This is a genomic window from Streptomyces sp. NPDC087270 (assembly GCF_044744625.1).
In the GTDB taxonomy this organism is placed as follows: Bacteria; Actinomycetota; Actinomycetes; order Streptomycetales; family Streptomycetaceae; genus Actinacidiphila.
In genome coordinates this window covers 58,352-83,885 of the sequence record NZ_JBIUYR010000021.1, presented here as the reverse complement: position 1 = coordinate 83,885, position 25,534 = coordinate 58,352, and the positions used below count along the sequence as shown (strand labels likewise).

Here is a 25,534-nt window from a genome sequence, read left to right as displayed (position 1 = left end):
GCGTTCCATGGCGCTACGAGTCCCGCTCTTCCGTGCCGGCCCGTCCTCCGGGTCGAGCGGGGCGGCCACACCGGGGGCGGCGCGGAAGGCCGCGCCCAAGTCCGTTCCGAAGTCGAAGCCCGAGCCGAAGCCCAAGTCGAAGCCGGGGCCGAAGCAGGGGCCGAAGCCCAAGTCCGCGCGCAAGCCGGGCTCTTCGCCGAAGCAGGCGGCCGGGCGGCCCCGCAAGGCCACGGCCGGCCAGGCGCCGAAGTCCCGCCGTACGTTGCCCGGTTGGTGGCCGCGCTCTGGCGGCGACGTACCGGCGAAGTCGGCGAAGTCGGCCAAGGTGGCAGGGCCCACCAAGTCCGCCAAGCCCGCCAACTCCGCCGCGTCCGCCAAGTCCGCCGCGCGCCGCGACGCCCCGCCCGCCCCGCTGCTCCAGCGCCGTTCCGCGGTCGCGCTGGCGGCCCGGGCGCTGGTGCTCGCGGTGCTCGTGGTCGCGATGGTGGCCTTCGCGGTGGCGCTGGCCCGGGTGACCCTCGTGCCGTCGCCCGCCTCGGACGCCCTCGTGCACACCAACCTGCGGCCGGGCGCGTCGATCCGGGCCTACCTCGACCAGCCGGACACCCGCGACACCGTCAAGCAGATCGGCGGCAACATCCTGCTCGGCGTGCCCTTCGGCATCCTGCTGCCCACCCTCTTCCCGCGCACCCGCGGGCTGATCCGGGTCGTCGTCGTCACCGCCCTCGTGATGCTCATGGTCGAGACCACCCAGGGAGCGATCGTGGAGGGCCGCGCGTTCGACATCGACGACGTCATCCTCAACACCGCCGGCTCCCTGCTCGGTTACCTCGCCCTCGGCCTCCGCCTCGGCCGCGCCCTCCACCCCCGCCGCCCCCACTGGTACCACCGCTACGGCATCGGCAAGGCTCCGGACCCCGCCCCCGCCGATCCCGAGCGCTGACCGGGCACCCGCCGGCGGGCGGTGCGCGTTCGCGGTGCGCCGTACCGGAGCGGGGCGTTCCCCTATGGCGAGAACGTGTGCACCCCCTGCGCCCCTGTGGCACCATCACTTCGAGCTGGGCCGGCCCAGGGGCCGCGCGGTGTGCCAGGAGGCGGAGAGTTCCAGATGCGGGTGGAGATCCGGGCGACGAACGACGACGAGGTTCCTGCCCTGCACGACTTCTTCCGCTGGCTGAGGGACGACCAGGACGGGCCCGAGTCGGTCCGTCTGGAGAACGCCGCCACCGGCCGCCCCGGGGCGATGGGAGCCCTGGAGGTCATCCAGGTCGTCCTCGCCGAGTCGACGACCATCGCGAGCCTGGCGATGCAGTACGTCTCCTGGCGCCGCTCGCGAGCCGGCGGCGGGCGCGGCGCGGGATTCACCTTCACCCGCGCCTCGGACGGCCTGTCCGTCAGCGTCGAGAACGGCACCGACGACGAGGTGCGCCGGGTCCTGGCGGTGCTCGCGGCGCTGCCGGAGCCACTTCCCGGGCCCGACCAGCCCGCCCCCGACCAGCCCGCGCCCGACCCTGACGACCAGGTCCCTGAGTAGCCCGCATGGCCATCCAGGGGGACAGGGAACTCGCCGATCCGCACCGCTCGTACGCGGTCCTCGTCGGAGCCGCGTCGTACGACCACGCCTCCCTCGACGAACTGCCCGCGGTCGCGAACAACCTCGGCAGGCTGGCCGAGTTGTTCACCGACGCCACGATCTGGGGCCTGCCGCAAGGGAACTGCGTACGGCTGCCGCAGCCGGAATCCCGGGAGGAGGTCCTCGACGCGATCCACGACGCGGCGCGCAAGGCCGAGGACACGCTGCTGGTCTACTTTGCCGGGCACGGTCTGGCCCATCCGGACGTCAACGGCCTCCTGCTCGCCCTGCCCGGCACCGATCCCGAACGGGCCTACACCGCCCTGGACTTCGACGCCGTACGCGGCGAGGTGCTCCGTACCCGGCGCGACGTCAACCGGGTCGTGATCCTGGACTGCTGCTACGGCGGGCGGGCGTTCGAGGGGGGCATGGGCGGCGCCGGCCGGGCGGTGCAGATGGCCGAGCAGACGCGCATCGCGGGGTCCTACCTCCTCACCGCGAGTTCCGCGACCCGGCAGTCGCAGTCGCCGCCCGGCGAGACGTACACGGCGTTCACCGGAGAGCTGATCCGTCTGCTGGAGAGCGGGCTGCCCGACGCCGGCGAACTGATCGAGGCCACCCACGTCTACGAGCACCTGTACGGCGAACTGCGAGCCAAGGGACGCCCGTTGCCGCAGCAGCGGCTCAGCAACACCGGCCGCACCCTCGTCTTCGCCAGGAACCGGCACCTGGCGGAGAGCGCACCGGTGGACGACGAGGAGCAGGGCGCGAGCCCGTCCGGCACCCCCCACGTGGTGACCGGGCCGGCCCGGACGCCACGCGAACTCGTCCAGGAGGTCGCGAGGTCGAGGACCGCGGACGGCGGTGCTGCCGCCGACGCGCTGCTGCGGGAATGGGCGGCGCGCCGTCCGGTCCAGGAAGTGGCCGCCCTCGCGGCGCTTTTGAGCGCGGCGGACGACCGGGCCGCCTCCGGTGTGGTGAACGCGGCCCTGTCCGATCGCGGCCCGCAGGCCGTCGCCGACTACCTCGACGCCCTGTACGCCGTCGATGACGAGCCGGCGGACGCCGCACGCGTCCTGCACCATGCCGCCGGCCAATCCGTCGATGTCGTCGCGGCCACCTACAAGTCCCTGCGCTCCAACGGCCGTTCGGCCGAGGCGGACCGCCTGCTGTCCCTGCGGACCGAGCGTCTGAGCAGTACCGACGACGTCCTCGAACTGGCGGGAGCGCTCTGGTCCGCCGGTCTCGAGCCGGAGGCCGACCGGGTCCTCACGGCCGCCACCACGGACTCCCCGGAGGAATCAGGACGCCTGGCCGACGCCCTCCTGGCCATCGGCCAGCAGGACCGGGCGTTCGCGCTCTACCTGCGGACCCAGGAGACGGTGACACGGCGTCCCGTGCCCGCGTTCGTGCAGCTCCTGCGGAAGATGCACGAGGCGGAACACGAGGACGACGCCGCCACGATCCTCGAAGGGTGGATCGCCGGCGCCGTTCCCCCGTCAGCGTCGTCGGTGCGTCCCGATCTGCGGACCATCGCCGAACTCTGCGCGGAACTGCGTTCGGCGGGCCTCGGCCCCGACGCCTCGACCGTGCTGCGGCGGTGCGCTGCCGCGATGTCTCCGGCGGACCTGACGGCACTCGCCAAGACGCTGTACCGGCAGGGCCGAGGTGAGGACTCCGTCCTGCTGTTGTCGATGGCGACCCGCACCGGCCCGGTCGAGGCCGCGGTGGACTTCGTCGACAGCCTGCGCGAGATGGGCCGCCCCGTGGACGCGAACGCCCTGCTCGACGAGGTCGGCCAGTCGTCCGCGCAGGACGTCGCGCGGCTGCTGGAGGGGTTGGAGGAGCGGGGCCGGACCCGTGACCGTGACCGGCTGCTGTCCGCGATCGCTGCTCAACCTGCACCTGCGCGGCTCGCGTTGCTCAGAGAGCCGTTCCTGGCGGACGGGCGCTACGACGAGGTGTTCACCTCGTTCGGCACCGCGTCGGGCGAGGCGTTCGCCGAGGTGCTGGAACAACTGCGGGACACCGGAAGCCATCTGGACCTCCTCGCGCTGTTCGGCTACGGCGCCCGCAGGGCTCCGGCGGACCTCGCCGCACGGCTCGCGTGGCTGGAACGCGGAGGATTCCCCGAAGCCCTCGCGCTGCGGGCCTGCTTGTCCGACCGCGGGATCTCGGCCGGCGGACGTGTCCCGACCCTGGACAAGGGCAACCTGGAGGCCGTGGCCGACCGCCTCCGGTCTCCCACCGGGCTGGCGCTGGCGCTGGCGGCCTTGCGGGCCCTCGGCCGCGAGGAAGCGGTCCGGTACGCGGCCCGGCGGGCGGCGGGGGCGTGGTTCGACTCCGCGCGGCGGCTGGAGTTGACGCTGTCCCTGCGCCGCAGGGGACTGCACGGCACCGCCCGGGTCGTGATCAAGGGGGGATCGTGGGACGCGATCGGCCACCTGCGCGCCACGGTCACCGGGTTGCACGGCGCGGGGTTCCCCGACGACGCCGCGTACGCGCTGCGCTGCTACGCCGTCCGGCTGGGCGGCCGGGCGAAGAAGCTCGCGGTCTCGCTCGGCCTGGAACCGCCTCCCGGCCCGGCGTACTTCCCGCTCCTGCGGCGCTCCGTGCTCGACGACGGTGACGGCACGGCGAGCTGACCGTTTCGGAACGGCCGGGTTTCACGTGCGGCCGGGTCAGGACGGGTGCCGGAACAGGACGGGTCAGGACGGGTCTTCGGCGAGGGTGGAGACGCCGGTGATGCGGTGCAGGGCGAAGGTGCGGTTCTCGTCGGCGGTGTGGTCGTAGGCCGTGACGTAGCCGCCTTCGACGCGGAGCGGGGCGATCACGCGCTGGGTGGCGGCGCCCTCGGCGTTGACGTAGCCGATCCAGAGGGACTCGCCGGTGAGGGCGGCGGCCTGCACGGTGGCGAGGGTGTCGGCGGCGGGGGTGCGGGGCAGGCCGCCGTCGCGGGCGGCGGGGGCGCTGCGGGTGACGGTGGCGGCGCGGTCGCCGGCCCGGATCGCCTTGACCGCGAGGCCGAGCAGCGCGTCGTCGGGCGCGGGCGGCCCGTCGGTGACGGGCAGCGGCGGGGTGCGCGGCGGGGTGCGGCGGGCGTCGGGGCGGGTGATCAGGACGTCGCCGTCGGGCGATTCCGCGGCCGGGGCGAGGCCCATCGCGCGCAGCCGCTCCAGGAGGGTGGCCGGGTCGGCCTGCGCGGCCAGCACGGTCGGGGCGAGCCGGCGCAGCCCGAGGCCGCCTGCCCGGCGGTCGGCGAGGAGTTCGGTGAGCACGGCGTCGTCGTCGCAGCGCAGGTACGCGGCGGCCACGCCGACCCGCAGCGCGCCGTGCCGGCGCGCCACGTCGTCGATGAGATAGCTCAGCGGCTGCGGCACGGGCGTACGCGAGTGGGTGGTCAGGAAGGACTGCAACTCGGCGGCGCTGCGGCCCGCGTCCAGGGCGCGCCGCACCGACTCGGGGGTGAAGCGGTAGACCGTGGCGCCGCCCTTGGACTCGATGTCGGCCAGCATGCCCAGCATCTCCGCGAGCGGCGCGACCAGCGGACCCGGGGCGACGGCCGTCAGGTCGGCCTGGAGCAGCACGTGGTCGAGTGGTTCCGGCAGCAGCGGGGCGAGCGCGGCGGCGGCCGCGTCCGGGTCGCCGGCCAGCAGCGGCCGGGCGTGCGCGGCGAGCGCGCCGCGCCCGGTGACGCCCAGTGTCTCGGCGTCCATGAGGGTCCAGTCGAGCAGGTCGGTGCGCAGCGCGTCGGCGCCCGGCCGCAGCGGGCGGTCCCAGCGCAGCCGGGCCAGCAGCGCGTCCCGGTCCGCGGCGGTGCCGGGCGGCGGCTCGGCGAGCAAGTCGAGGGCGGCGCGCCGTACTTGGGGGGCGAGCGGGCGGTCCAGGTCGGGGCCGAGCGCGGCCAGTGCCCGCCCCTTCGGGTCCCGGCTGCCGACCAGCCCTGCGGTGCGGGTCGCGGTCAGCCAGGCGGCGGCCAGTACCGACCACTGCTGCTGGGACGGGAGTTGGGCCCATCCGTCGGCCGCGGGGGTCGGGGCGTACGCCTCCTCGACCTCGCCGTCCGCGGCCACCAGCCCCGCGGCGTAGGAGAGTTCGACCCAGAAGGCGGCCTGCGGCTCGGGCAGGTCGAGGGTCGCCGCGGTCCGTTTGAGGTCGCGCACGCTGATCCCGCCGGCCCGCAGCACGGCCGGCCCGCCGGTCTCCCACGCGGCGAGCAGTTCGGCGACGGTGCGTACGGCGGTCAGCGCCTGGCCGGCCGCGGTGAGGTCGACGGTGCGCGGGGTGCGCGGCACCGGGGCGATCGGCGGCGGAGCCGGCTGCGGGGAGCGGTGCGCGCGGCCACCGCGCAGCGCGAGCGCCGCCTCGCGGGGCAGCGCGACGTTGTGCGGGCCGGCCGGCAGCAGCAGGCCGCGGGCGAGCAGCCACTGCACGGCGGTCGAGGCGTCCTTCGCCCGTACGGGTGCGGTCGCGTCCCGCACCTCGCCGTACGGCGGTCCCCACACCAGGCGGTCGAGCACGGTGCGCACGCCCTCGGGCGCGGAGTCGAGCAGCGGGCCCAACCCGCCCGGATCGGCGAAGAGTCCGGCCAGCGCGCGGGTGGCGCTCACCGGGTCGTGGGTGGCCGGCAGGCCCGCGTCGGCCACGATCTCCTGGAGCCGGGCGGGCGACATGCCCGAGGTGGCCTCGCCGACGGACGGGCCGAGCCCGGTCGCGGACGCCACCGCGGGCGACGGCGCCAGCACGTCGCGGGCCGCGCGCACCAGCCGCAGCCGGTCCTCGCCGCCCCACACCACGCCCCGGGTGCGCAGCCGCTCCACCGCGCCGGGCAGGGCGGCGGTGACCGCCGCGGCGAGGTCGGCGGGCAGCGGCTCGCCGAGCGGGGCGGCGCCGCCCCCGGCCGGGTCCGCGCCGGCCATCAGCACGCGCAACGCGTCGTACGGGCACGGGTCGGCGGCCACCGCGAGCGCCTCCGCGACCTGGCGGGTGAACGCGTCGACCTGGTCCAGCGCGCGCAGCACCGACGCGCGGGTGGCGGCGCGGGTGGCGAGCTGGGTGAGGTCGTTCGGGACCGGGGTGAGCAGGTCGGGCCGGGCGCGCAGGAGGCGGGCCAGCGCGTCGTCGTCACGTGCGCGCAGGTCCTCCGCGAGGGTGCGCGGCTCTGCCGTATCCATCCGTCCCACATTAGCCGCATGGAGGTAAGCGGACGGGTACGGTCGTCGTGGCGGGCGGCGGTGCGGCGGACGGCGGAAGGAGCCCGGCGGTGGGCGTGGAGAGCGACCGGCTGGTGTTCGACTACCTCAGCCGGGTCGGTGACCTGGCGCAGACCGCGCTTCCGGCGGCCGACCGGATGCGGCTGGTGGCGCAGTTGCGGACCGACATCGACCGGGCCAGGGGCGAGGGGGACAACGCGGCGGCGGTGCAGCGCATCCTCGGGCGGTTCGGCAGCCCGGACGAGGTGGTCGAGGCGGCGGCGGGCACCCGCGGGTCGGGCCGGTCCGCTGCCGGCGCCGCGTCGGGGGCTGCCTCCGGGTCCGGTGCGGGCGAGCCGCCCGCCGGGGAGCCCGCGCCGGGGACGTACGGGCCGTACGCGAAGCCGCGCGGGGCGGCGGTGCCGAAGTCGCGGGAGAGGTCGCCGGAGGAGCCGTCCGACGGGTCGCGTGACGAGTCGCGCGAGGAGCGGCGGGCCTCCCGCCGGGAGAAGCCGCGGTCGCGCGGCGAGCGGGAGCCGGAGTGGTGGGGCGGCGGGCTGGGGGAGGGGCGGCTGCGGGCCGGGGACGAGCTGGCCGGGCTGCCGGGGATGACCGGGGGGATCTTCATCCCGTTCGACGACGAGGACCTGGCGGGGAAGGAGGCGGGGGACGAGCTGCGGCCGCTCCCGGGTGCCCTCGCGGGGGGAGGGGGCGGTGGCCCCGGGGAAGGCGAGGGGGCGGCGGGCGGCGGGCCGGCCGAGGCGGGGCCGACGGGGCGGAAGGGGCTGCGCGGGCTGCTGCGGCCGGGCGCCGGCGCGGGCGGGGGTGCCCGTGCCCGCGTGAAGCGGTGGGGCAGCCCGCTGCTGCTGTGCGCCGCCGCGCTCCTGGTCGCCGGTGTGGTGATCGGCTCATGGATACCGCTCGGGCTCGGCTGGCTGGCCGGATACCTCTCGCGCACCCTCACCCGTACCCAGGCCAAGATCGCGGTGTTCGGGGTGCCCGGGGCCACGGCCGTGGGCTACGCGGTCTGGCTCTGGGGCCGTGACAAGGGCCGCTGGGGTTCGCCCGTCGCCCAGGGGCAGATGGGCCACGTGATCCGGGACGACCTCCCCGTCGCGGTCCGCGTCGCCGCCGTCGGCTCCGCCCTCTACTTCCTCTGGCGGGCGCGCAGGTCCGCGTAGCGCTCGGCCCGGGCGGACCCTCCGGGTCACCCGGTGCTGTCGGTGCCGGGAGCACCTTCCGGTGCCTCCGGTCCCCCGGAGGACGGAACGGGACGGGAACGGGGGCACCGGGGTGGGTCCGGTCGCCGTCGGGGACAATGGGCGGGTGACCAAGGACCTCGCCGCCCCGTTGACCGTCGGGTTCGACCTCGACATGACCCTGATCGACTCCCGCCCGGGGATCAAGGCGGTGTACGACCGGCTGGCCGCGGAGACGGGCACCTTCATCGACTCGGCGCTGGCCGTCACCCGCCTCGGCCCGCCGCTGGAGGACGAGCTGGCGAACTGGTTCGCGCCCGAGCTCATCGCGGAGATGGGCGACCGCTACCGCGCGCTCTACGTCGACCACGCGATCCTCCCGACCCCGGCGATGCCCGGCGCGGTGGCCGCGGTGGAGGCGGTACGGGCAGCGGGCGGCCGGCCGCTGGTCGTCACGGCGAAGCACGCCCCGAACGCCCGGCTGCACCTGGACCACGTCGGCATCGAGGCGGAACTGCGCGGCTGGCTGTGGGCGGAGGCGAAGGCCGAGGCGCTGGTCGAGTACGGCGCGTCGGTCTACGTCGGCGACCACGTCGGGGACGTGCGCGGGGCGCGTGCCGCCGGCGCGCTGTCGGTGGCTGTGGCGACCGGGCCGTGCGGGGAGAAGGAACTGCTGGCGGCGGGCGCCGACGTGGTGCTGGCCGACCTGACGGAGTTCCCCGCCTGGTTCGCGGACTACCGCTCCGCGGCGGCCTGATCCGCGGCGGCCTGCCCGGCGGCCGCCTGCTGCCCGATCCCGGACTGCCCGAGCACGGACTTCCCGACCACGGACTGCCCGAGCACGGCCGTTCCCCCCGCACCGCCCGCCGTCGCGTGCCGCTGGGCCAGCGCGGACTTCAGCAGCCCGACCAGGGCCAGCGCGAGGCCCAGCCCCATCAGCATCGACACGAAGTACGCAGGGGTGGGCAGCCGCTTGGTGTGCAGCAGCAGCGGCGCGACCGTCACCACGGTGCCAACGGTCCCGACCAGGAACGTGATGGCGCCGGTGCGGACCAGCAGGTCACCGGGGCCCAGGGTTTGTTTGCTCACCCGACAAGGGTAGGTCCGTGGGGTGGACGGAGTGGAACGGAGTCAGGGCCGCCGGGCGTCCTGTCGTACGGTGGCGGGCCGTCGGCGCGCTGCCGGCGACTGTTCGGACGGGTCCGCGGACGGGTCTGCCGACGGGTCCTCGGACGGGTCCGGAGCGGTCCGCTGACGACCTGCCGGGAGCGGTTTCCAGCTGCTCTCGGGTAATTCTCCAGCAGCCCCCGGCGGGTTCGGGTAATTTCGAGTAACTTCCATCAGCTCCGAGAACTTCGGGCGACACCGAGCAATGAGGACGAGGTCGGACGTGCCTACCGGCAAGGTCAAATGGTTCAACAGCGAGAAGGGCTTCGGCTTCCTCTCCCGCGATGACGGCGGCGACGTCTTCGTGCACTCGTCGGTGCTGCCCGAAGGGGTGGCGGCCCTCAAGCCCGGCCAGCGCGTGGAGTTCGGCGTGGTCGCGGGCCAACGCGGTGACCAGGCGCTTTCGGTGACGCTGCTCGATCCGGCACCGTCCGTCGCGGCCGCCCAGCGGCGCAAGCCGGATGAGCTGCTGCCGATCGTGCAGGACCTCACCTCGCTGCTGGAGGACGTCGCGCGCTCGCTCCAGCGCGGCCGCTATCCGGACAAGGCGCACGGCCACAAGATCGCCTCGGTGCTGCGCGTCGTCGCCGACCAGCTCGACGTCTGACCCTTCGGCGGCGAGCGCCCCCTTTTAACCGGGCTTTACCGGAACCGTGGATTCCGGTAAAGCCCGGTGCGGTAATTCAGGTCACATCCGTCACAAATCCGCCGGTTATCCGAAAGCCAGCGCGCCGGCCGGCAGCGGCGGCACCAGACCCTCGGCCGCGGCCCGGGTGAGCAACCCGCGCACCGCCGCGTAGCCGTCCTCGCCGAGGTCGGCGGTGAACTCGTTGACGTACAGCGCGATGTGCTGGTCGGCGACCGCGGGGTCCATCTCCTGGGAGTGCGCGAGGACGTACTCCCGGGACAGCTCGGGCTCGTCCCAGGCGCGCCGCACCGACGCCCGCGCCGCATCTGCCAGCGCGCGCAGCCGCTCGCCGCCCAGCGACCGCTTGGCGATGATCGCGCCCAGCGGGATCGGCAGCCCGGTGGTGGCCTCCCAGTGCTCGCCCATGTCCGCGAGCTTGTGCAGGCCGTAGTTCTGGTACGTGAAGCGCGCCTCGTGGATCACCAGGCCCGCGTCCACCCGGCCGTCCCGCACCGCGGGCATGATCTCGTGGAACGGCAGCACCACGATCTTCCCGACGCCGCCGCTCACCTCGGCCGCCGCCCACAGCCGGAAGAGCAGGTACGCCGTCGACCGCTCGCTCGGCACCGCGACCGTCTTCCCCGCCAGGTCGGTGCCGGCCTCCTTCGTCAGCACCAGCGGCCCGCACCCCCGGCCGAGCGCCCCGCCGCAGGGCAGCAGCGCGTACTCCTCCAGCACCCACGGCAGCACCGCGTACGACACCTTCAGGATGTCGAACTCGCCGCGCTCCGCCATGCCGTTGGTGATGTCGATGTCGGCGAACGACACGTCCAGCGGCGGGGCCTGTTCGACCAGGCCGTGCGCCCAGGCGTGGAAGACGAAGGTGTCGTTCGGGCACGGGGAGTACGCGATGCGCAACGCCGACTCCCGTTCGGCCGACCCGTCCTGTCCGGCCCGCTGATCCGGCCGCTGCTGTTCTGTCTTCTGCTCGTCACCCATGATGTGCCTCAACTCCCAGTACGGCCGGCAGCTTCCCGAACGCGGCCGTCAGGGCCGCCAGCGCCTCCCCGATCCGCCAGGCGGCCCGGTCGCGGGGACCGACGGCGTTGGACACCGTACGGATCTCCAGCACCGGCAGGCCCGCCGCCGCGGCCGCCTCGGCCACTCCGAAACCCTCCATCGCCTCCGCCACCGCGCCCGGGTGACGGCCCGCCAGTTCGGCCGCCCGCTCGGCGCTGCCGGTCACCGTGGACACCGTCAGCACCGGCCCGTACGCCGCCGCGAGGCCGTCGGCCACCGCCCGGCTCAGCTCCGGTGGCGGGAGGTGGCGGGAGGTGCCGAAGCCCAACTCGGCGACCGGCACGAAGCCGTCGGGCGTCTGCGCGCCGAGGTCCGCCGCCGTGATCGCGCTCGCCACGGCCACCGAGCCGACCGGTGCGGTGGGCGCGAAGCCGCCGGCGATGCCCGCGCTGAGCACCAGGTCGTACGGCTGCCCGGCCGCCTCCGCGCGGGCCAGCGCGGTCGCGGTGGCGGCGGCAGCGGCGCCGGGGCCGACGCCGCCGGCCAGGACGGTGGCGCGGAGTGCGGGCGCGGGCCCGGAGTCAGGGGCGGTGGCGGGGTCGGGGGCGCCCGTGGTCACGGCGCCCGGGGGGAGGACCGCGGCCAGGCCCGCGGCTGCCGCGTCGCGCTCGGCGGCCACCGCGGTCACCACCAGCAGGCGGTTCGCGGGGGCTGTCGTACCGCTCATCCGTTCAACCGCCCATCCGTACGGCGACGGACCGGGGCGCGGCCGACCGTCGCTCAGCCGTCGTTCACTTGCCGCTCAGCGGTGGCTGGGCAGCGGGCCTCAGCCGTCGCTCGGTTGCCGCTCAGCCGGCGTTCAGTGGTCGCTCAGTGGTCGCTCAGTGGTCGCGCCGCAGCTCGAAGGAGATCACCCGGGTGACCTTGGCGCCGCTGGTGTCCGCGGACTCCACGATGTTCAGCGTCACGCTGTCCACCGGGGTGGTCTGGCCGGTCTGCGGGTCCTGCACGTGGAACAGCTCCGCGCTGTCCACCGTGAAGTAGGTCTTGTTCTTGAGCACCTCGTCGTTGGCGAGCGAGGTGTTCTGCACGATCAGCCAGCCCTTGTCGCCGATCGAGGGGTCCACGCCGATCCGTACCTGGTCGCCGACCGGGACGGTGATGTGGTGGGTCGGCTTCGCCTGGAGGCACTTGGCGAAGATCGCCTGCGGCAGCAGCGCGCCCTTGGCGTAGCAGGCCTTGCTCGCCGACGCCATCACTGACTTGCTGCCCACGGTCACCGTCGCCTCGGCGGTCGGCTTCGTGCAGGCGGTGAGGGAGATCAACCCGAGGGAGATGGCACCGAGGGCGGTGGCGGCGCGGCGAATGCTCATGGCAGGAGGCTACCGGGCGGTCGCCTCCACTCCGCGCGCGGGTAGGCCGTGTCCCCCGAGATCGGGCCGGTGGCGCGGGCCGGGCGGCCGCCGGGAGTTGTGCGGACGGGGCGCCCTCAGGCGACGCGGGCCTTGGTCGGCGAGCCGTGCTCTCAGGCGACGCGGGCCTTCATGGACGAGCCGCGCCCTCAGCGACGGGGGCCTTCGTCGGCGAGCCGTGCCGTCAGGCGACGCGGGCCTTGGTCGACGAGCCGCGCCGGGCGGCGCCCAGCAGCCCGCGCACCGCGACCAGGAACGCCGTCAGCACCAGGCAGGCCGCCGTCGCCATGCCCAGCGAGCCGTTCAGCGGCAGCACGATGCCGATGCCGCCGCCGACCACCCAGGACAGCTGGAGCACCGTCTCGGAGCGGGCGAAGGCCGACGTACGGACCGCCTCGGGCACGTCGCGCTGGATCAGCGCGTCCAGCGACAGCTTCGACAGCGCCTGCGCGATGCCCGCGACCGCGGTCACCGCGGCCACCGTGATCAGGCCGAACCAGCCCGCCGCCACGGACGCCACCGACAGCGCGCACACCAGTGCCGTCGCGATGATCACCTCGGGGCCGCGGGCCTTGAGCCAGGCGCCCAGCGCGGTGCCCAGCGCGTTGCCCGCGCCGGCCGCGACAACGGCCACCCCCAGCGACAGCTCCGGCGACAGCCCGCCGATCGGATGCTCGCGCAGCATGAACGCCAGGAACATCGTCAGGAAGCCGGACAGCGCGCGCAGCCCGCAGTTGCCCTGCAACGCGTGCAGCACCGACGAACCGACACCCAGCAGACCCGGCTTGCGGCCCGGGACGCCGGACGGCTCCGCCGGCGCCTCCTCGTCGGCGGTCAGCCTGGCCCTGCGCTCGCCGCGGGCGGAGTCCACCTTGTTCGGCAGCGCCATGCACAGCACCGCGCCGCACATGAAGATCGCGAAGGCCCCGTACAGCGGCCACTGCGGGCCGATCTTGTGCAACCCCGCGCCGACCGGGGCCGCCACCGTGGTGGCCAGCAGACCCGAGAGGGTGACCCGGGAATTCGCCTTGACCAGGGTGGTGCGATCCGGCAGCAGCCGCGGCACCACCGCGCTGCGCACCACGCCGTACGCCTTGGAGCCGACCAGGCTGCCCAGCGCCGCCGGATACAGCCCGAGGCCGGCGTGCGAGACCATCCCGGCCATCATCCAGGCGAGCACCGCGCGGGCCACCATGGACATCGCCATCGCGGCCCGGCGGCCGTGCTGAAGGCGGTCCAGCAGCGGGCCGACCACCGGCGCGAGCAGGGCGAACGGCGCCATCGTGATCAGCAGGTAGAGCCCCACGCGGTTGCGGGCCTCGCCGCTGGGGACCGAGAAGAACACGGTGCTGGCGAGCGCGACGGTGATCATCATGTCGCCGGCCGAGTTGACCGCGTGCAACTCGATCAGTTTCGCCAGGCCCGACTCGCCCGCACCGCCCGCGTGTGTCGTGCGCCGGATACGACGGCGCAGCGCTCCCGCCGACCGCCCCACGCCGCTCGCGAGGGCGCGCCCGGCCCTGCGTGCGGGCCCTGGGCCCGCGGTCACGGTTCGTGCCACGACGCAATCCTGCCCCAATTGGAAGACGGCGCACCCCCTCCTTTGCGCGCATGGTGCGCACCGGTAGCGTGCGATCGCGCAGAATGGGTGACAACAGGTGCGCCCGATGACGCTCGGGCAGGGCCGGGGAAGCGGTGAACTCAGGCGTTGAAGCGGTCCGTCGGTCCGCTCCGCCGAGGTTCATCGCGCCTCGGGTCCGCCCGCCCGCGAGCGCACACGTGAGACGGCGTAGAGAGAGAAACGATTTCTGTGAGTCCTGCGATGCGAAGCCGTACCCCTGATCGCCTGTGCGCCGAGGCGGTCGATGTCGCGCTGGCCGTGACGAGGGAGGCGGTGGGCGCGGCATCGGTCGGCGAGCACCTCGGCGTCGTCGCCGAGGGCGACCGCGTGGTCACCCATCTGTTCGCCTGCACCGAGCCCGCCTACCGGGGCTGGCGGTGGGCGACCACCCTCACCAGGGCGTCCCGGGCGAAGGCGGTGACGATCGACGAAACGGTGCTGCTGCCCGGTCCGGACTCCGTACTGGCACCCGAGTGGGTGCCCTGGAGCGAACGGCTGCGGCCGGGCGACATGGGCCCGGGCGACCTGCTGCCCACCGAGGCGGACGACCTGCGGCTCGAACCGGGATGGACCGGGGACGGCGCCGCGGCGGTGTCGGCAGCGGCGGATGTCGCGGGGGCCGTGGAGATCGAGGAGGCCGTCGAGGCGGCGGAGGCCGGGGATGCCGGTGGGGCCGCCGAGGGCGAAGCGTCCGGTGGGGCCGGAGCGGCCGGAGTGACCGCGCCGGGGTCCGGAGCGTCGACGGCCGGTGACGTGGTCACCGGGGTTCCGAGCATCGCCGAGATCCGCTCGGTCGCGCGCCAGCTCGGCCTCGGCCGGCCCCGGGTGCTGTCCCGGTACGGCCTGCACACCGCCGCCGACCGCTGGGAGGAGCAGTTCGGCCCGAAGACGGCGATGGCCCAGGCCGCGCCCGCGAACTGCGTGAGCTGCGGCTTCCTCGTGCCGATCGGCGGCTCCCTCGGGCAGGCGTTCGGCATCTGCGCGAACGAGTACTCCCCGGCCGACGGCAACCTCGTCTCCCTCGCGTACGGCTGCGGCGGCCACTCCGAGGCCGCCGTGATGCCCAAGACGCCCGAGCCCGCGCCCATGGTCCTCGACGACCTCGACGACGACGAGACCCCCTGAGGGGCACTGCCTGAGGGGCCCTGCCCGCCGCGGAGCGGGCCGAGCCGGCGACGGCGGACGGGGCGGCGTAGGGACGCGTGGGGGAGACCCTCAGGCGCGGTCCTGAGCGCGGTCCCGAGCGCGGTCTTGAGCGCGGTCCTGAGTGCTGCCCGCGCACTGCCCCAGGCGCGGCCCCGGGGAAGCCCTGGCGGACGGACGGCTCGGGCGGACCGGAACGGACCGTTCGGGCCCTGGTGGACAGAACCGACCACTTCAGGGGGTCGGAGCACCCATGGGACGCAGTGGAGTACGGTCGGGCTGAAAGGGGCCCGGAGCGGCCGGAACCCGAAGCGCACAGTGCATGACGAAAGGTCCAAGTGACCCGCCCAGGCGTGATCCGCACGACCCCGGAAGGCCAGCCGGACCCCTTCCGTACCGCTTCCCTGCGCCAGGCCGTGCTGACCGCGTGGTCCGCGTCCGCCGCGCGGTTCCGCGAGGACGCCAACGCCGAGGAGGACCTCGCGCTCGGCGGTCACCGCGACCGGCTGATCGTGGAACTCGCCCAGAACGCCGCTGATGCCGCGACCCGCGCCGGCGTCCCCGGACGGCTCCGGCTCACCCTGCACGACGCCGACCCCGGCGCCGCCGACGGCACCGGTTCCTCCTTCGCCTGCCTCGCCGCCGCCAACACCGGCGCCCCGCTGGACCCGGCCGCCGTCGAGTCGCTGTCCACGCTGCGCGCCTCCGCCAAGCGGGACGACGCCGCGGAGGCGGTCGTCGGCCGCTTCGGTATCGGCTTCGCCGCGGTCCTCGCGGTCAGCGACGAGCCCGCCGTGCTCAGCCGCAGCGGCGGAGTGCGCTGGTCGCTCGGCGAGGCCCGCGCGCTCACCGCCGACATCCCCGACCTGGTCGAGGAGTTGCGCCGCCGCGACGGCCATGTCCCGCTGCTGCGGCTGCCGTTCCCCGCCGAGGGCAGCGCCCCGGACCCGTACGACACCGTGGTGGTGCTGCCGCTGCGGGACGGCTCCGCCGAGGATCTGACGAACCGTCTGCTCGCCGCCGTGGACGACGCGTTGCTGCTCGCGCTGCCCGGTCTGGCCGAGGTCGTCATCGACACGCCGTCGGGCGTACGGACGTTGACCCGGCGTCAACTCGACGGCGGTGACGTGCTGATCGAGGACAGCTCCCGCGACGCGCCCGCCCGCTGGCGGGTCGACGCGAGTGGCGGCGAGCTGACCCCCGAACTGCTCGCGGACCGCCCGGTGGAGGAACGCCTGCGCCCGGTCTGGTCGGTGACGTGGGCGGTGCCGGTGGACCCCGAGGGCGCCCCGGCCGCGCCGCGTACCGCGGGCGTCGTGCACGCCCCCACCCCGACCGACGAGCCGCTCGGCCTGCCCGCGCTGCTGCTGGCCACCTTCCCGCTCGACCCGACTCGGCGGCACACCGCGCCCGGCCCGCTCACCGACTTCCTGCTGGACCGCGCCGCGGAGGCGTATGTCCGGCTGCTCGCGGGGTGGCGGCCGACCGGCGCCGGCGTGGTGGACCTGGTGCCCGGACCGCTCGGCAAGGGCGGCCTGGACGCCGAACTGCGCCGCCGGGTCCTGGACGCGCTGCCGCGGACCCCGTTCCTGCCGCGCGCCGTGGAGGCCGGTGCGGCCGCGCCCGAGGCGGGCGGCCCCGCGCCGGACCCGGACGCCTGGGACGACGGCGGCCGGCTCGCGGGGGAGGGGCACGCGCTGCGGCCGGTGGAGGCCGAGATCGTGGAGGGCGCCACCGCCGAGGCGGTCCGGGTACTCGCCGAGGTACTGCCCACGCTACTGCCCGCGAGTCTCGAACGACGTCCCGCACTGCGCCAGTTGGGCGTCTCCCGGCTCTCGCTCGCCGACGTGGTGGACCGGCTGGCGGGTGCCGAACGCCCCGCCGACTGGTGGTGGCGGCTCTACGACGCCCTCGCCGGCACCGACCCCGACGTGCTCAGCGGCCTGCCCGTCCCGCTCGCCGACGGCCGTACGGTGGTCGGCCCGCGTCAGGTGCTGCTGCCGGTGCCCGGTGGCGGCGACGAGGACGCCGCCGGCGGTTCGGGCCGGGGCGAAGACGCTTACGGCGTGGGCGACTTCGACGGCTCCGGTTCCGGCTCCGGTTCCGGTTCCGGCTCCGGCTCCGGCTACGGTTCGGGTTCCGGTGCCGGCGCCGGCGAGCGCGCCGGCGGTGTGGACCCGGCGGTGCTCGCCCGGCTCGGCCTGCGGGTCGCCCACGCGGACGCCGCCCACCCGCTGCTGGAGAAGCTGGGCGCCGCCCCCGCCACGCCGCGCGCCATCCTGACCAGCCCGCAGGTACGGGCCGCGGTGGCCGCCTCCCTCGACGACGACCGGGTCGCCTGGGACGACGAAACGGGCCTGGACGCGGAGGAGTTGGCCGACGCGGTGCTCGCACTGGCCCGGGACGCGGGCCTCTCGCCCGGTGACGAGCCGTGGCTGGCCGGGCTCGCGCTGCCCGACGAGGACGGCGAACTGGCCCCCGCGGGCGAGCTGGTGCTGCCCGGCAGCCCGCTGGAGTCCGTGCTGCGCGAAGGCGAACTCGCCGCCGTGGACGCCGACCTGGCCGACCGCTGGGGCGAACAGCCGCTCACCGCGGTGGGCGTGCTCGCCACCTTCGCGCTGGTCCGCGCCGAGGACGTGGTGCTCGACCCCGACGACCTCGACCCGCGTGACACCGACTGGGCGGAACCCGACGACGTCGGGCTGCTCGACGCCGTCGACGTGTGGTGCGAGGACGTCCTCGACCAGCTTCCGGAGGCCGACGTGCCACCGGTCGCCACCGAGGTGATCGGAGTCCGCGACCTCGACCTGGTGGACGACGACGCCTGGCCGCAGGCGCTCGCGCTGCTCTCCCGGCCGCCGCTGCGCGACGCGGTGACGGCGCAGGTCCGGGTCCTGCTGCCGGACGGCACCACCGAGTCCGTACGGCCTTACGCGGCCTGGTGGTTGCGCGATCACCCGGTGCTGGGCGGGCGGCGCCCGGTCGGCCTGCGCGCCGCCGGCGGCGACCGGCTGCTGGCCGGGCTCTACGACGAGGCCGAGACCGACACGGCCGTGGACGCGCAGGTGCTGCGCGCGCTCGGCGTGCGCACCACGGTCGACGCGCTGCTCGCCGAACCGGGTGGCGGCGCCGAGCTGCTCACCCGCCTCGCCGACCCCGACCGCCCCGTCACCGCGGCCCAACTCCACGGCCTTTATGCCGCGTTGGCCGAGCTCGATCCCGAACAGGTCACCCTGCCGGATGAGTTGCGGGCGGTGCGGGACGGCGAGGTCGTGGTGGTGGACGCCGCCGACGCGCTCGTCGCCGACGCGCCCGACCTGCTGCCGCTGGCCGGCGGGCTGCCGCTGCTGCCCGTACCGCCGCGGCTGGCCGCCGAGTTGGCCGAGCTGTTCCAGGTCCGCCGGCTGAGCGAGGCGGTCGAGGCGGCGGTGATCTCGGACGGCGAGCCGCACGACGTCCTGCCCGCCGTGCACGACCTGCTGCCCGGCGCTCCGACCGGCTACGTCGAGCACGAGGAGCTGCTGCTCACCGGCGACGTCGAGGTCGACTGGCGCTGGGTGGACGGGGTGCTGCACGGCGCCACCGTGGAAGGTGTCGCGGCCGGGCTGGCCTGGGCGGCGGGCCACTGGGAGCGCCGCTTCGAGCTGGCCGCGCTGCTGGAGGACCCGACCCGTACCGAGGAACTGGCCCGGGCCCGCTGGTTCGACTAGGCCGTCGCCGCCACCGCCGCACGGCCGCCGACGCCCGTGCTTTCGTGACGGCGCCGCGACCCGTACGTCCGTGACGGCGCCGACCCGTACGGCCCCGGCGCCGTACGGGTGTTCAGGCGGGTGTTCAGGCTTGGGCGCGGGTGTCCCGGCGGCGGACCCACGCCCAGCAGAACTCCAGCACCACCCCGCCGGCCGCGGCGATGCCGACCGCCGACCACGGCACCTCGTCGCCGATGAGCTTCAGCGCGAAGAACCGCTGCAGCCACGGCACGACCAGCACCACCAGGAAGCCCAGCACCATCGCGAACACCAGCGCGACCCGCCACCAGGTGTAGGGCCGGGCGACGATCGCCAGCACCCACACCTCCATCAGGAACAGCGTCAGCGTCGCCGCGCTGGTCTGCGCGTCCAACGCGCCGGCGCCGGAGTAGTGGTGGCGGGCGAACAGGTACGTGGCGAAGGCCGTGAGGCCGCAGATCACGCCGGCCGGGGTGGCGTAGCGCATCACCCGGCGGACGAAGTTCGGCCGGGCCCGCTCCTTGTTCGGCGCGAGCGCCAGGAAGAACGCCGGCACCCCGATGGTCAGCGTGGACAGCAGCGTCAGGTGCCGCGGCAGGAACGGGTACGGGATCTGCCAGAACACCACCAGCAGCGCCAGCAGCACCGAGAACACCGTCTTGGTGAGGAACAGCGTGGCGACCCGGGTGATGTTGCCGATCACCCGCCGCCCCTCCGCGACCACGTAGGGCAGCGTGGAGAAGCTGTTGTCGAGCAGCACGATCTGGGCGACCGCGCGGGTGGCCTCGGACCCGGAGCCCATCGAGACGCCGATGTCCGCGTCCTTGAGGGCGAGCACGTCGTTGACGCCGTCGCCGGTCATCGCCACGTTGTGCCCGCGGGACTGCAGCGCGCCGACCATGTCCCGCTTCTGCTGCGGGGTGACCCGGCCGAAGACGGCGCCCTCGTCCAGCACCTGGGCCATCTCCTCCCGGCCGGCCGGCAGCCGCCGGGCGTCGACCGGCCGCTGGGCGCCGGGCAGCCCGAGCTTCGCGGCGACCGCGCCGACCGACACCGCGTTGTCGCCGGAGATCACCTTGGCGTGCACGTCCTGCTCGGCGAAGTACCGCAGGGTGTCGGCCGCGTCGGGCCGCAGCCGCTGCTCCAGGACCACCAGGGCCGTCGGGACGACCGCCTGTGCGGCGAGCGGGTCGTCCAGCTCCCGGTCGGTGCGGGACAGCAGCAGCACCCGCAGTCCCTCGTCGTTCAGCCGGTCCACCTCGGCCAGTGCCTCGTGCCCCTCGGGCAGCAGCACGTCGGGCGCGCCGAGCAGCCAGCGGCTGGTGGTGCCGTCGGGCTCGGTGAAGGCGGCGCCGCTGTACTTGCGGGCCGAACTGAACGGCAGGGTGCCGGTGCCCCGCCAGTCCTCGGCGGACTCCGGCGGGTAGGCGTCGATGATCGCCTGGAGGCTGGCGTTGGGGTGCGGGTCGGACCGGCCGAGGGCGGCCAGCACCCGGCCGGTGTGCTCCTCGTCGGCGCCGTCGAGCATCCGCAGCTCGGTGACGTCCATGCCGCCCTCGGTGAGGGTGCCGGTCTTGTCCAGGCAGACCACGTCCACCCGGGCCAGGCCCTCGATCGCGGGCAACTCCTGCACCAGGCACTGGCGTCGGCCCAGCCGGACCACGCCGATCGCGAACGCCACCGAGGTGAGCAGCACCAGGCCCTCGGGCACCATCGGGGTGATGCCGCCGACCGTACGGCGCACCGCCTCGCGCCAGTTGTGGTCCTCCACCGTGAACTGGCTGATGATCAGGCCGATCGCGGTCGGCGCCATCATCCAGGTCACCCACTTGAGGATGCGGCTGATGCCGTTGCGCAGTTCGGAGTTGACGAGGGTGAAGCGGGACGCCTCGTCCGCCAGTTGCGCCGCGTACGCCTCCCGGCCGACCTTGGTGGCGGTGAAGGCCCCGCCGCCGGCGACCACGAAGCTGCCGGACCGCACCTCGTCGCCGGCGTGCTTGAGCACCGGGTCGGCCTCGCCGGTCAGCAGTGACTCGTCGATCTCCAGGCCGTCCGCCTCAGCGAGCCGGCCGTCCACCACGACCTTGTCGCCGGGGCTCAACTCGATCAGGTCGCCGAGCACGATCTGCGAGGTGCCGATCTCCGCGGCCGTGCCGTCCCTGCGCACCATCGGCTTGGCCTCGCCGATCACCGCGAGGCTGTCGAGGGTGTGCTTGGCGCGCAGCTCCTGGAAGATGCCGATCGCGGTGTTCGCCACGATCACGAATCCGAACAGGCCGTCCTGGATCGGCCCGACCACCAGGATCACCAGGAAGAGCCCGCCGATGATCGCGTTGAACCGGGTGAAGACGTTGGCCCTGACGATCTCGCTGACCGACCTGGACGAACGCACCGGAACGTCGTTGACCTCGCCCCGCTCCACCCGCCGCGCCACCTCGGCGCTGCTCAGCCCGGGCTCGCGGGCGGGTGCGATGCCGGGGTCCGTACGTTCCGTCATGGCTCGACGGTACGTGGCGGGCCCGGCTTCCACCCGTTCACCCGTGTTGCGGCTTCTCCGGGTCGGTGGTGTCCGATGCGGCCGGGGCCTGGCCGGAGGCGTCGGGGGAGGCGGGGGCACCGGGGCCCGCGGCCCGCGCCCTGGCGATGGCGTCGCGCCGGGCCCGTACGTACATCAGGCCCAGCAGCCCGCAGGCGCCGCCGGCCAGGCAGGTCCAGATGAACCAGGTGTGCCCGTGGTCGGAGTACCAGCCGTAGAAGGGCAGCTGCACGAAGAAGAGCACGAACCAGACGATCACGCCCACCGTGATCGTCGCGACGTCGTTGGCCTCCAGGGGCTCGGGGGCCTCGCGCAGAGGGGTCCGCTCCTTGCTCATGGGGTCATCGTATGCGGCCCGGCAGGGGGCGGGGACGGGCGGGGTCGGCCCGAGTCCATGGGCTTCTACGCGCGGAGATAGCGTCCGGTTTCCTGTTTGTTCATACTGAAACGGTCACTGGTTGACCGAAAACACTCGTACGATCGCCCAATTCGTGGCGATAAAAGCACCCTGAGGACCCGCATGTCCCCCACGGCCCCCGCTCCGGTCGACGCGCGCCCGCCCATCGGTACCCCGCCCGCCACCGGCCTGGACCGCTACTTCCGCATCTCCGAGCGTGGCTCCTCCATCCCCCGGGAGATCCGCGGCGGGCTGGCCACGTTCTTCGCGATGGCGTACATCATCGTGTTGAACCCGATCATCCTGGGCTCGGGCACCGACAAGTTCCACCACCACCTCCAGGGCGGGCAGCTCGTCACCGCCACCGCGGTGACCGCGGCCTTCACCACCCTGCTGATGGGCGTGATCGGCAACGTGCCGGTCGCGCTCGCCGCCGGTCTCGGCGTCAACACGGTGGTCGCCCTTCAGCTCGCGCCCCGGATGAGCTGGGCCGACGCGATGGGCATGGTGGTCCTGGCCGGCCTGGCGATCATGCTGCTGGTGGCGACCGGCCTGCGGGAACGGGTGATGAGCGCGGTGCCGCTGGGCCTGCGCAAGGGCATCGCGATCGGCATCGGCCTGTTCATCCTGCTGATCGGGCTGGTCGACTCCGGCTTCGTCACCCGCATCCCGGACGCCGCCCACACCACGGTGCCGCTGCAGCTCGGCGGCAACGGCCACCTCACCGGCTGGCCGGTGCTGATCTTCGTGCTCGGCACCCTGCTGACGCTGTCGCTGATCATCCGCAAGGTCTCCGGCGCCATCCTGATCTCGATCGTCTCGATGACGGTGCTCGCGGTGGTGGTCGACCTGATCGCCGACGTGCCCGCCGCGAGCTGGGGACTGACCGTCCCCAAGTGGCCCGGCAACCCGGTGGCCACCCCCGACTTCGGCCTGGTCGGCAAGGTCAGCCTCTTCGGCGGCTTTCACCAGGTCGGCGTGCTCACCGGCATCCTGTTCGTCTTCACGGTGCTGCTGTCCTGCTTCTTCGACGCCATGGGCACGATCCTGGGCGTCAGCGACGAGGCCGGGCTGCTGGACAAGAAGGGCGACCTGCCCGGCATGAGCAAGGTGCTGATGATCGACGGCATCGCCACCGCCGCGGGCGGCGCGACCTCCTCCTCGGCGAACACCTGCTTCGTGGAGTCGACGGCCGGCGTCGGCGAGGGCGCCAGGACCGGTCTGGCCAGCGTCGTGACCGGCCTGATGTTCGTGTTCGCGCTCTTCCTGGCGCCACTCGCGGAGATGGTGCCGGCGCAGGCCGCCACCCCCGCGCTGGTCGCCGTCGGCTTCCTGATCCTGTCCGGCTCGATCCGGGAGATCGACTGGAGCGACTTCACCATCGCGGTGCCGGCGTTCCTGACCATGGTGCTGATGCCGTTCACCTACTCCATCACCAACGGCATCGGCATCGGCTTCATCACCTTCTGCCTGCTGCGCACCGTGGCCGGCCGGTGGCGCGAGGTGCCGATCGCGCTGTACGCGGTGGCCGCGGTCTTCACCTTCTACTACCTGATGCCCGCGCTCGGCCTGGTCTGAGGCCGGCCCTGGGAGCGGGCCCGCCGTGCCGCCGGGTCGCGGGCGGCGGGGCCCGGCCCGGCGGGCGGTGCCTGCCCGGGCCGGGGTGCGGCGGCGTAGAAGCGGTCGGTCTCCTCGACCGCCGTCTTGAAGCGTTCGTCGAAGTCGTCGCGAATGAGCGTCCGGACCACGTAGTCCTGGGCGCTCATTCCGCGTCGGGCGGCATGGTCATTGATCCGGTCCCACAGCTCTGCGTCTATCCGGAGGCTGAGCACTCTCGATGCCATGCGACCACCGTCGCCGCACAGCGCGGCCGCGCGTGTCGCTTTCGGCGCGAATCTCACCCGTACGGGTGAGTTGCGGGAGCTGCGGGGTTCGGGCCGTGAGTGACGGGCATCATTCGCACGCAGGTGTACTTAGCCAAAGTAATGAGCTAGGCTAACGACCGTGACCGAACTGTCCGAGGACGACCGCGCCGCGGTGAGCGAAGTGCGGGGCGCGGTGATGCGGCTGTCGCGCCGGCTGCGCCACCAGCGTGTCGACGAGTCGCTGAGCCCCACCGAGATGTCGGTGCTGGCCACCCTGGCCCGCTGCGGCTCCGCCACCCCCGGGGAGCTGGCCCGCAAGGAACATGTGCAGCCGCCGTCGATGACCCGCATCGTGGCGATGCTGGAGGGCAAGGGGCTGGTCCGCCGGGAGCCGCATCCCGACGACCGGCGCCAGGTGGTGGTGAGCCGCACCTCGCAGGCCGAGGCGATGCTCGCCGAGAGCCGCGACAAGCGGAACGCCTGGCTCTCCGAGCTGGCCGAAGGACTCACCGACGAGGAGCTGGCGATCCTGCGCCAGGCCGCCCCCGTCCTGGAGAAGTTGGCACACCTGTGAACCGCAGGTCACCGCGCGACCCGCGCGTGACCGCCTGCGCGGCGTGCCCTCAAGGGCCCGCCGCGCTCGAATGACCCAAGGAAGGGCAGGCGAGTACCGATTGAGTTCGGCAGCCGGACCAGATACCGCAACCGAACCTGACCGTCCCGCCGCTAAGACGGGCACTTTCAGCTCCCTCAAGATCCGCAACTACCGGCTCTTCGCGACCGGCGCCGTGATATCCAACACCGGCACCTGGATGTCGCGGATCGCCCAGGACTGGCTGGTGCTGAGCATCACCGGCTCATCCTTCGCGGTGGGCATCACCACCGCGCTGCAGTTCCTGCCGATGCTGCTGTTCGGCCTGTACGGCGGCGTCATCGCCGACCGCTACCCGAAGCGCAAGATCCTGCTGGCCACCCAGCTCGCCCTCGGCCTGCTCGGTCTGCTGCTCGCCACCCTCACCCTGTCCGGCGTCGTCCAGGTGTGGCACGTCTACGCCATCGCCTTCCTGCTCGGCATGGTCACCGTCGTCGACAACCCCACCCGGCAGACCTTCGTGGTGGAGATGGTCGGCCCCGACGTGGTCCGCAACGCCGTCTCCCTCAACGCCGCGAACTTCCAGGCCGCCCGCCTCGTCGGCCCCGCCGTCGCCGGTGTGCTGATCACCGCCGTGGGCAGCGGCTGGGCCTTCCTCATCAACGGCCTGTCCTTCCTCGCCCCGCTCACCGGCCTGCTGCTGATGCGCACCTCCGAGCTGCACAAGATCGAACGTGCTCCCCGCGGCAAGGGCCAGCTCCGCGAGGGCCTGCGCTACGTGGCGGGCAAGCCGGAGCTGATCTGGCCGATCGTGCTGGTCGGCTTCATCGGCACCTTCGGCTTCAACTTCCCGATCTGGCTGTCCGCCTTCGCCAACAAGGTGTTCAACGCGGGCGCCGGCACCTACGGCCTGTTCAACACCTTGATGGCCGCCGGCTCCCTGATCGGCGCCCTGCTCGCCGCGCGCCGCACCCGCACCCGGCTGCGGATGCTGGTCGCCGCCGCCCTGCTCTTCGGCCTGCTGGAGATGGTGGCCTCGGTCGCCCCGGCCTTCTGGCTCTTCGCCATCCTCCTGGTGCCGATCGGCGTGTTCGGCCTCACCTTCAACACCACCGCGAACGCCACCGTCCAGCTCGCCACCGACCCGGTCATGCGCGGCCGGGTGATGAGCCTGTACATGATGGTCTTCGTGGGCGGCACCCCGATCGGCGGCCCGGTCATGGGCTGGGTCACCGACACCTTCGGCGCCAGGATCGGCTTCCTGTCCGGCGGTCTGGTCTCCGCCGCCGGCGCGGCCGGTGTCGGGCTGGTGCTCGCCCGGGCCGGTGGACTGAGGCTGCGGGTGAACCTGCGGGCCAGCCGCGACAAGAGCCGCCCGCTGATCGCCTTCGTGCCCCGGGAACCGCTCCCCGATGTGCCGGCCGAGGCGGGCACCGCGACGGCGGGTCCGGCGCCGGACGA

19 protein-coding genes and 1 pseudogene are annotated in these 25,534 nt (G+C 74.1%); 11 read left to right on the top strand and 9 right to left on the bottom strand.

Annotated elements, in window-relative coordinates; genetic code table 11:
• Positions 1-7: 7 nt before the first annotated feature.
• From ACIPAE_RS32910 to ACIPAE_RS32900, 3 genes are all read left to right on the top strand, one after another.
• A complete protein-coding gene (locus ACIPAE_RS32910) occupies positions 8-943 on the top strand; it encodes a VanZ family protein (protein WP_402450300.1) in 936 nt (311 codons plus the stop codon).
• A gap of 165 nt (positions 944-1,108) precedes the next feature.
• Positions 1,109-1,534, top strand: coding sequence for a hypothetical protein (locus tag ACIPAE_RS32905; protein ID WP_402450297.1), 426 nt, complete (start codon positions 1,109-1,111; stop codon positions 1,532-1,534).
• A 5-nt stretch (positions 1,535-1,539) separates the two neighbouring features.
• Positions 1,540-4,218 (top strand): caspase family protein, encoded by a 2,679-nt coding sequence (locus tag ACIPAE_RS32900; RefSeq protein ID WP_402450294.1) that lies wholly within the window; start codon positions 1,540-1,542, stop codon positions 4,216-4,218.
• A 63-nt stretch (positions 4,219-4,281) separates the two neighbouring features.
• On the opposite strand, the gene ACIPAE_RS32895 is transcribed toward ACIPAE_RS32900, so the two are convergent.
• Positions 4,282-6,747, bottom strand: a complete 2,466-nt coding sequence (locus tag ACIPAE_RS32895) for a helicase C-terminal domain-containing protein (protein WP_402450292.1) — start codon at positions 6,745-6,747, stop codon at positions 4,282-4,284.
• A gap of 89 nt (positions 6,748-6,836) precedes the next feature.
• On the opposite strand from ACIPAE_RS32895, the gene ACIPAE_RS32890 reads away from it, so the two are divergent.
• Together ACIPAE_RS32890 and ACIPAE_RS32885 are read left to right on the top strand one after the other, a co-directional pair.
• On the top strand, positions 6,837-7,946 hold the full coding sequence (locus ACIPAE_RS32890) for an HAAS signaling domain-containing protein (RefSeq protein ID WP_402450290.1): 1,110 nt from the start codon (positions 6,837-6,839) through the stop codon (positions 7,944-7,946).
• A 145-nt stretch (positions 7,947-8,091) separates the two neighbouring features.
• Positions 8,092-8,721, top strand: coding sequence for a haloacid dehalogenase-like hydrolase (locus ACIPAE_RS32885; RefSeq protein ID WP_329368240.1), 630 nt, complete (start codon positions 8,092-8,094; stop codon positions 8,719-8,721).
• Here ACIPAE_RS32885 and ACIPAE_RS32880 read toward each other — a convergent pair.
• Positions 8,700-9,053: a hypothetical protein gene (locus ACIPAE_RS32880; protein ID WP_402450287.1), complete on the bottom strand. Its 354-nt coding sequence runs from the start codon at positions 9,051-9,053 to the stop codon at positions 8,700-8,702. The genes ACIPAE_RS32885 and ACIPAE_RS32880 overlap by 22 nt on opposite strands.
• 301 nt (positions 9,054-9,354) lie before the next feature.
• Between ACIPAE_RS32880 and ACIPAE_RS32875 the strand changes: the two genes are divergently transcribed.
• Positions 9,355-9,738 (top strand): cold-shock protein, encoded by a 384-nt coding sequence (locus tag ACIPAE_RS32875; RefSeq protein ID WP_103885605.1) that lies wholly within the window; start codon positions 9,355-9,357, stop codon positions 9,736-9,738.
• Between the two features lie 105 nt (positions 9,739-9,843).
• Here ACIPAE_RS32875 and ACIPAE_RS32870 read toward each other — a convergent pair whose 3' ends face one another.
• From ACIPAE_RS32870 to ACIPAE_RS32855, 4 genes are all read right to left on the bottom strand, one after another.
• On the bottom strand, positions 9,844-10,758 hold the full coding sequence (locus ACIPAE_RS32870; RefSeq protein ID WP_329368244.1) for a 1,4-dihydroxy-6-naphthoate synthase: 915 nt from the start codon (positions 10,756-10,758) through the stop codon (positions 9,844-9,846).
• Positions 10,751-11,506, bottom strand: coding sequence for a futalosine hydrolase (locus ACIPAE_RS32865; RefSeq protein WP_402450284.1), 756 nt, complete (start codon positions 11,504-11,506; stop codon positions 10,751-10,753). The genes ACIPAE_RS32870 and ACIPAE_RS32865 overlap by 8 nt, the downstream gene beginning before the upstream one ends.
• 154 nt (positions 11,507-11,660) lie before the next feature.
• Positions 11,661-12,152, bottom strand: coding sequence for a hypothetical protein (locus ACIPAE_RS32860; protein WP_329368248.1), 492 nt, complete (start codon positions 12,150-12,152; stop codon positions 11,661-11,663).
• Positions 12,153-12,375: 223 nt separating this feature from the next.
• Positions 12,376-13,752: an MFS transporter gene (locus ACIPAE_RS32855; protein WP_402450281.1), complete on the bottom strand. Its 1,377-nt coding sequence runs from the start codon at positions 13,750-13,752 to the stop codon at positions 12,376-12,378.
• A gap of 261 nt (positions 13,753-14,013) precedes the next feature.
• On the opposite strand from ACIPAE_RS32855, the gene ACIPAE_RS32850 reads away from it, so the two are divergent.
• Entirely contained in the window at positions 14,014-14,937 is a 924-nt protein-coding gene (locus ACIPAE_RS32850; protein WP_329368251.1) for a DUF3027 domain-containing protein, read from the top strand.
• Between the two features lie 371 nt (positions 14,938-15,308).
• The gene (locus ACIPAE_RS32845; RefSeq protein WP_402450279.1) at positions 15,309-18,665 is read left to right on the top strand and encodes a sacsin N-terminal ATP-binding-like domain-containing protein; all 3,357 of its coding nucleotides are present in this window, start codon (positions 15,309-15,311) and stop codon (positions 18,663-18,665) included.
• Between the two features lie 124 nt (positions 18,666-18,789).
• Here ACIPAE_RS32845 and ACIPAE_RS32840 read toward each other — a convergent pair whose 3' ends face one another.
• Positions 18,790-21,180, bottom strand: a complete 2,391-nt coding sequence (locus tag ACIPAE_RS32840) for an HAD-IC family P-type ATPase (RefSeq protein ID WP_366409842.1) — start codon at positions 21,178-21,180, stop codon at positions 18,790-18,792.
• A gap of 37 nt (positions 21,181-21,217) precedes the next feature.
• On the bottom strand, positions 21,218-21,556 hold the full coding sequence (locus ACIPAE_RS32835) for a DUF2530 domain-containing protein (RefSeq protein WP_366409843.1): 339 nt from the start codon (positions 21,554-21,556) through the stop codon (positions 21,218-21,220).
• A 183-nt stretch (positions 21,557-21,739) separates the two neighbouring features.
• Between ACIPAE_RS32835 and ACIPAE_RS32830 the strand changes: the two genes are divergently transcribed.
• Positions 21,740-23,194, top strand: a complete 1,455-nt coding sequence (locus tag ACIPAE_RS32830; protein ID WP_328465137.1) for an NCS2 family permease — start codon at positions 21,740-21,742, stop codon at positions 23,192-23,194.
• Here ACIPAE_RS32830 and ACIPAE_RS32825 read toward each other — a convergent pair.
• On the bottom strand, positions 23,164-23,460 hold the full coding sequence (locus ACIPAE_RS32825) for a hypothetical protein (protein WP_329368257.1): 297 nt from the start codon (positions 23,458-23,460) through the stop codon (positions 23,164-23,166). The two genes, ACIPAE_RS32830 and ACIPAE_RS32825, sit on opposite strands and share 31 nt — an antisense overlap.
• Before the next feature lie 217 nt (positions 23,461-23,677).
• On the opposite strand from ACIPAE_RS32825, the gene ACIPAE_RS32820 reads away from it, so the two are divergent.
• The gene (locus ACIPAE_RS32820) at positions 23,678-24,055 is read left to right on the top strand and encodes a MarR family transcriptional regulator (protein WP_328474191.1); all 378 of its coding nucleotides are present in this window, start codon (positions 23,678-23,680) and stop codon (positions 24,053-24,055) included.
• Positions 24,056-24,125: 70 nt separating this feature from the next.
• Positions 24,126-25,475 (top strand): annotated as a pseudogene (locus ACIPAE_RS32815) (MFS transporter); the annotation flags it as partial.
• Between the last annotated feature and the right edge of the window lie 59 nt (positions 25,476-25,534).

Coding starts and splice junctions, on each gene's coding strand:
- ACIPAE_RS32910 (WP_402450300.1), top strand. CDS start 8: ATGGCGCTACGAGTCCCGCTCTTCCGTGCCGGCCCGTCCTCCGGGTCG.
- ACIPAE_RS32905 (WP_402450297.1), top strand. CDS start 1,109: ATGCGGGTGGAGATCCGGGCGACGAACGACGACGAGGTTCCTGCCCTG.
- ACIPAE_RS32900 (WP_402450294.1), top strand. CDS start 1,540: ATGGCCATCCAGGGGGACAGGGAACTCGCCGATCCGCACCGCTCGTAC.
- ACIPAE_RS32895 (WP_402450292.1), bottom strand. CDS start 6,747: ATGGATACGGCAGAGCCGCGCACCCTCGCGGAGGACCTGCGCGCACGT.
- ACIPAE_RS32870 (WP_329368244.1), bottom strand. CDS start 10,758: ATGGGTGACGAGCAGAAGACAGAACAGCAGCGGCCGGATCAGCGGGCC.
- ACIPAE_RS32865 (WP_402450284.1), bottom strand. CDS start 11,506: ATGAGCGGTACGACAGCCCCCGCGAACCGCCTGCTGGTGGTGACCGCG.
- ACIPAE_RS32860 (WP_329368248.1), bottom strand. CDS start 12,152: ATGAGCATTCGCCGCGCCGCCACCGCCCTCGGTGCCATCTCCCTCGGG.
- ACIPAE_RS32850 (WP_329368251.1), top strand. CDS start 14,014: ATGCGAAGCCGTACCCCTGATCGCCTGTGCGCCGAGGCGGTCGATGTC.
- ACIPAE_RS32840 (WP_366409842.1), bottom strand. CDS start 21,180: ATGACGGAACGTACGGACCCCGGCATCGCACCCGCCCGCGAGCCCGGG.
- ACIPAE_RS32835 (WP_366409843.1), bottom strand. CDS start 21,556: ATGAGCAAGGAGCGGACCCCTCTGCGCGAGGCCCCCGAGCCCCTGGAG.
- ACIPAE_RS32830 (WP_328465137.1), top strand. CDS start 21,740: ATGTCCCCCACGGCCCCCGCTCCGGTCGACGCGCGCCCGCCCATCGGT.
- ACIPAE_RS32825 (WP_329368257.1), bottom strand. CDS start 23,460: ATGGCATCGAGAGTGCTCAGCCTCCGGATAGACGCAGAGCTGTGGGAC.
- ACIPAE_RS32820 (WP_328474191.1), top strand. CDS start 23,678: ATGCGGCTGTCGCGCCGGCTGCGCCACCAGCGTGTCGACGAGTCGCTG.